The organism is Acidovorax sp., from assembly GCF_027492855.1.
Taxonomy (GTDB): Bacteria; Pseudomonadota; Gammaproteobacteria; order Burkholderiales; family Burkholderiaceae_C; genus Acidovorax.
The window spans coordinates 1-4,716 of record NZ_JAPUDY010000107.1 but is presented as its reverse complement, the minus strand read 5'-3'; the positions used below and the strand labels follow the sequence as shown (position 1 = coordinate 4,716).

The window sequence follows — 4,716 nt, the reverse complement described above, 5'->3', positions numbered from 1 at the left end:
GTTCTGTGTGAGCGACTTTGGGCTGCAGATATTTCAATACCTGTATAGCAATCCCATTTTTTGGCCTCTAGCGCTTATATATCAAGCGCTAATAGCTATCAAATTGATAGTAACTGGGTGCCCTGTGCTCTGCGCACGGCCAGCTCAGCCAGGCGCCAATGCCGCTGCTTTCAACTGCACCGGCTGGCCCGACGCAACCCAGCCGTCGATGCCACCTTGCAGAAAACGCGCCTTGATGCCCGCTGCGTGCAGGCGCAGCGCGGTGGAGCGGCCTACTTCGTGGCCATAGACGCAGTACACGACCACGTCTTCGTTGGTGGGTAGCTCCCCGGCCCAGGTGTCGATGGCCGCCGGGTCGCGCCAGCGGGCGTTGGGGAGGGTGGTGGCGGCGGCTTCGTAGACACCGGCACGGCGCACGTCGATGCAATGGGCTGCCTGCTGTGCGTCTTGCGCCGATGCCTGCAGCCCTTCGCTGGCGGCGGTCACCGCGTGCTGGTAGCGGGTGTAGACCGCAGACCAGTCGATGTTGGCCATGAAGGCCTCCACATATGCACCCGCCGCCGCGCCGTGGTCCAGGTGGTAGGCGTGTTCATACATGTCCAGCGCCAGGATGGGCACACCACCCGCAGCAGCCTGGGTGTGGTCGGCAGCCCACTGGTTGACGAGCGTGCCATCGCGCGGCTGGAACACCAGCAGCACCCAGCCCGAGCCGCCGCCCAGGGCCTTGCCCATGGCGATGAATTCCTCGCGCCAGCGCGCCAGGCTGCCAAAGCTGGCAGCCAAGGCCAACGCCATGCCGGGGGCCGGTGCCGCGCCCTGGCCGCCCAGGCTGGCGAAGTACAGCTCGTGCAGCAGCATGGAGTTGCTGGCGATCAGCTCTTCGCGTTTGAGCCCATTGAGTGCAAAGCCAGGTGCTGCGGCAAAGTCCACACCCGCCAGTTGTCCACGGATGGCGTTGAGCCGCGACACCGCACCGCCATAGTTGTTCTGGTGGTGGCTGCGCAGCAGCTTTTCAGACAGGCCGGGCAGTGTGGCCGGGTCAAAAGGAAGGGCTTGGGCGCGTGCTTGCATGGTGAACGGCTCCTTGGGAGGTGGGTGAATAGCGGCTCAGGCAAGCCACGGTTTGAGAAAAGTCACCGCCAACCCGACGGCGGCGCAGATGCCCAGCAAAGGCAATACACCGGTCTTGAAGCGGAACAACGCTATACCCGCCCCCAGCGCAATCACGGCGGAGATCGCATCAAACGCCCCGCCAAAGCCGTGCGGCCACAGCAGGTGGTAGGCAAAAAACAGCGCCAGGTTCAAGATCACGCCCACCACGGCGGCGGTGATGGCCGACAGCGGCGCGGTGAAGCCAAGCTTGCCGTGGGTGGCCTCCACCAGCGGGCCGCCGGCCAGGATGAAGATGAACGAGGGCAAAAACGTGACGAAGGTCACCACCGTGGCGGCAGCGGCAGCGCCTGCAAACAGCGCATCCGGCCCCCACATCTGCTGCAGCCAGCCGCCCACAAAGCCGACAAACGCCACCACCATGATCAGCGGGCCGGGCGTGGTCTCGCCCAGCGCCAGGCCGTCGATCATCTGCGGGCCGCTGAGCCACTGGTATTGCTCTACCGCGCCCTGGTACACATAGGGCAACACGGCATAGGCGCCGCCAAAAGTCAGCAGCGCCGCCTTGGTGAAGAACCAGCCCATCTGAGTGAGCGTGCCCTGCCAGCCCTGCGTGGCCACCAGCACGGCCATGGCCGCCAGCCACAGCAGCAGGCCTGCCGCCAGCACCTTTGCCAGGCGGCTGCGCGAAAAGCGTGCGTGGGCGGGTGTGGGTGTGTGGTCATCGATCAGCGCCGGGCCGTAGCCCTTGTGCGCGCCTGCATGGCCGCCGCCCAGCGCAAACACGGCAGGCCAGCGCCGCGCGCCAAAGTAGCCGATGAGCCCGGCCGCCAGCACGATGGCGGGAAAGGGCGTGTCGAACGCAAAAATCGCCACGAACGACGCAGCGGCAATGCCCCACATCCAGCCGTTTTTAAGAGCACGGGTGCCAATGCGGTGCGCCGCGTGCAGCACCAGTGCCGTCACGGCGGGTTTGATGCCGTAGAAGATGCCAGCCACCACGGGCACATCGCCAAACCGCAGATACACCCAAGACAGCGCGATCAGGATGAACAGCGAGGGCAGCACAAACAGCGCCCCCGCCACGATGCCGCCCCAGGTGCGGTGCATGAGCCAGCCGATGTAGGTGGCCAGTTGCTGCGCCTCGGGGCCGGGCAGCAGCATGCAGTAGTTGAGGGCGTGCAGAAAACGTTTTTCACTGATCCAGCGGCGGCGCTCCACCAGTTCGGCATGCATGATCGCGATCTGGCCTGCGGGCCCGCCAAAGCTGATGAAACCGAGCTTGAGCCAGAACAGGAAAGCCTCGCCAAAGCCCACGGGGGCAGGGGGATTCTGGGTGGAGGTGGTGGGCGCAGAGGCGTCGGTGGTCATCGTGGTGCAGTGCTGGACAGCGGAGCCGGGGTGGATGGGCGGGCGGGCGGCACGGCATACAAGGCGTCGAACACCTGTGCGGCGGCCTGGGTGAGGGCATCGTCATCGGCATACACTTCGCGCAGGCCGGCCAGCACGGCTTCCAGCCCTGCCGCCTCGGGCACGGGCATGCCGCCTGCGTCCAGGTAATGCACCGCGCGGGCCAGGCGCTGCAGCCGGGGGTCGGCCTCCAACCCAAAGCTGGCAATCAGCACCTCAAAAGTCACCAGGGCACCCACGTGGGTAAACCGGGCGCCGTCAAAGTCGAAGCCCTGCACATCGGCGGGCGGCGATGCCGGGTCGGCCAGCCACACAAAACGCGCGCCCGGATCAATGAAGCGGCGGATCAGCCAGGCGCAGGCCAGGCGGTCCACCCAGGGCCGGGCGCGTGTGGCCCAGCGCTGGTTCTGGAACTGGGCGGTGTGCAAGCGCGCAATGCCATGGGCGGGCAGGGCGGCGGGCTCCCCGCGCGAAAAACAAGCGTCCAGCGCCTGCCGCACGCTGGCCAGGTCGGCATCGGCCTGCGCGGCTGCGCCGCTGGGGTAATAGTCGGTGCGGTGCAGCGCCTGCAATGCATCCGCAACGCTGCGCAGGCGCCGGCGCGCCTCGGTTTCCGTGAGCTGCGCCAGTTCGGCCTGCAAGGCGGTGGCCGTGTCGCGCCACTGCGTGAAGGCCTCCGTGCGGTCGAACAGCGCTTCGATCTCCTGGCGCTGCGCGCTGTCCGGGGCGGTCAGGGTCAGCAGCATGGCCGTCCCGCCGTGTTCCCGCACCTCTGCGGCAATGGGGGCCAGCAGGCCAGCGTGTTCCTCGGGCAGCAGGTAGGCACCATCGCGCAGGGCGGCGCAGCCCAGTGCCTTGAGATTGCGCCAGATGCGCAGCCGCACGGCGTTGGGCTGCGTGGGCAGCGTCATGATGAGCGTGGACCACATGGTTTGAAGTATATGTTTTGTTTTATGAAATATATATTTCTATTTTTGAAATTGGCGCAGCCAAGGAATCCTTGCGTGCGGGTGCTGCAAGGAATACAAAAGTTGGGGGGACGGAGAGGGCGCGCTGCATGCAGGCACTGGCTGCAATGTGGTGTGGCAGGCGCGTTTTTTCAGGAATGGCCGCGCTGCGTTGTGATTGATTCGGGGTCCATACCAACGCCTGCGTCAGTTTGACGAAAGTCTGTCATGAATAATTATGAATTCAAAACCTGCTGTCCCGGCAGGGCGAGAGATGCCGAGGAGACAAACACAATGAGCCAATACGCCGACTTCTACCGCCAGTCCATCGACCACCGCGACGCCTTCTGGAGCGAGCAGGCGCAGCTGATTGACTGGCACACCCCGCCCCAGCAGGTGTGTGACTACAGCAACCCGCCGTTTGCCAAATGGTTCGTGGGCGGCTTCACCAACCTGTGCCACAACGCGGTGGACCGGCACCTGGTCACACGCGCCGACCAGGCCGCGCTGATCGCCATATCCACCGAAACCAACACCGAGCGCAGCTACAGCTTTGCCGAGCTGCATGCTGAGGTGCAGCGCATGGCGGCGGTGCTGCAGGGCCTGGGCGTAAAGAAGGGCGACCGCGTACTCATCTACATGCCCATGATTGCCGAGGCGGCCTTTGCGATGCTGGCCTGCGTGCGCATTGGGGCGCTGCATTCGGTGGTGTTTGGCGGCTTCGCCTCGGGCTCGCTCGCCTCGCGCATCGAAGACGCCGAACCCGTGGCCGTGGTGAGCGCCGACGCGGGATCGCGCGGCGGCAAGGTGGTGCCCTACAAGCCGCTGCTGGACGAAGCCATTGCGCTTTCAAAACACAAGCCCGCCGCCGTGCTGATGGTGAACCGGGGTCTGGCCGAGATGCAATTGCAGGCAGGCCGCGACCACGACTGGGCCGCGCTGCGCGAGCAGTACCTGAACACCGTGGTGCCCTGCGAGTGGGTCGAATCCACCCACCCCAGCTACACGCTGTACACCAGCGGCACCACCGGCAAACCCAAGGGGGTGCAGCGCGACACGGGTGGCTACACCGTGGCGCTGGCGGCCAGCATGAAGCACATCTTCGACGCCAAGGCAGGGGATGTGTACTTCGCCACCAGCGACATCGGCTGGGTGGTGGGGCACAGCTACATCATTTATGGCCCGCTCATCGCAGGCATGACCACCATCATGTACGAAGGCCTGCCCACGCGGCCCGACGCAGGCGTGT

4 protein-coding genes are annotated in these 4,716 nt (G+C 65.5%); 1 reads left to right on the top strand and 3 read right to left on the bottom strand.

The window, feature by feature from the left end; genetic code table 11:
* Window positions 1–144: 144 nt before the first annotated feature.
* From Q0105_RS20835 to Q0105_RS20825, 3 genes are read right to left on the bottom strand one after another with little or no spacing between them, the layout of a single operon-like run.
* The gene (locus Q0105_RS20835) at window positions 145–1,071 is read right to left on the bottom strand and encodes a Fe-Mn family superoxide dismutase (protein ID WP_298214709.1); all 927 of its coding nucleotides are present in this window, start codon (window positions 1,069–1,071) and stop codon (window positions 145–147) included.
* Window positions 1,072–1,107: 36 nt separating this feature from the next.
* Window positions 1,108–2,481 carry a chromate efflux transporter gene (gene chrA / locus Q0105_RS20830; protein WP_298214707.1) on the bottom strand — a complete coding sequence of 458 codons (1,374 nt, stop codon included), beginning with the start codon at window positions 2,479–2,481 and terminating at the stop codon, window positions 1,108–1,110.
* Window positions 2,478–3,449: a chromate resistance protein ChrB domain-containing protein gene (locus Q0105_RS20825; RefSeq protein ID WP_298214705.1), complete on the bottom strand. Its 972-nt coding sequence runs from the start codon at window positions 3,447–3,449 to the stop codon at window positions 2,478–2,480. Before Q0105_RS20825 ends, chrA begins: the two co-directional genes overlap by 4 nt.
* 312 nt (window positions 3,450–3,761) lie before the next feature.
* On the opposite strand from Q0105_RS20825, the gene Q0105_RS20820 reads away from it, so the two are divergent.
* A partial coding sequence (locus Q0105_RS20820) for an AMP-binding protein (protein ID WP_298214702.1) occupies window positions 3,762–4,716 on the top strand: 955 nt, incomplete at its 3' end.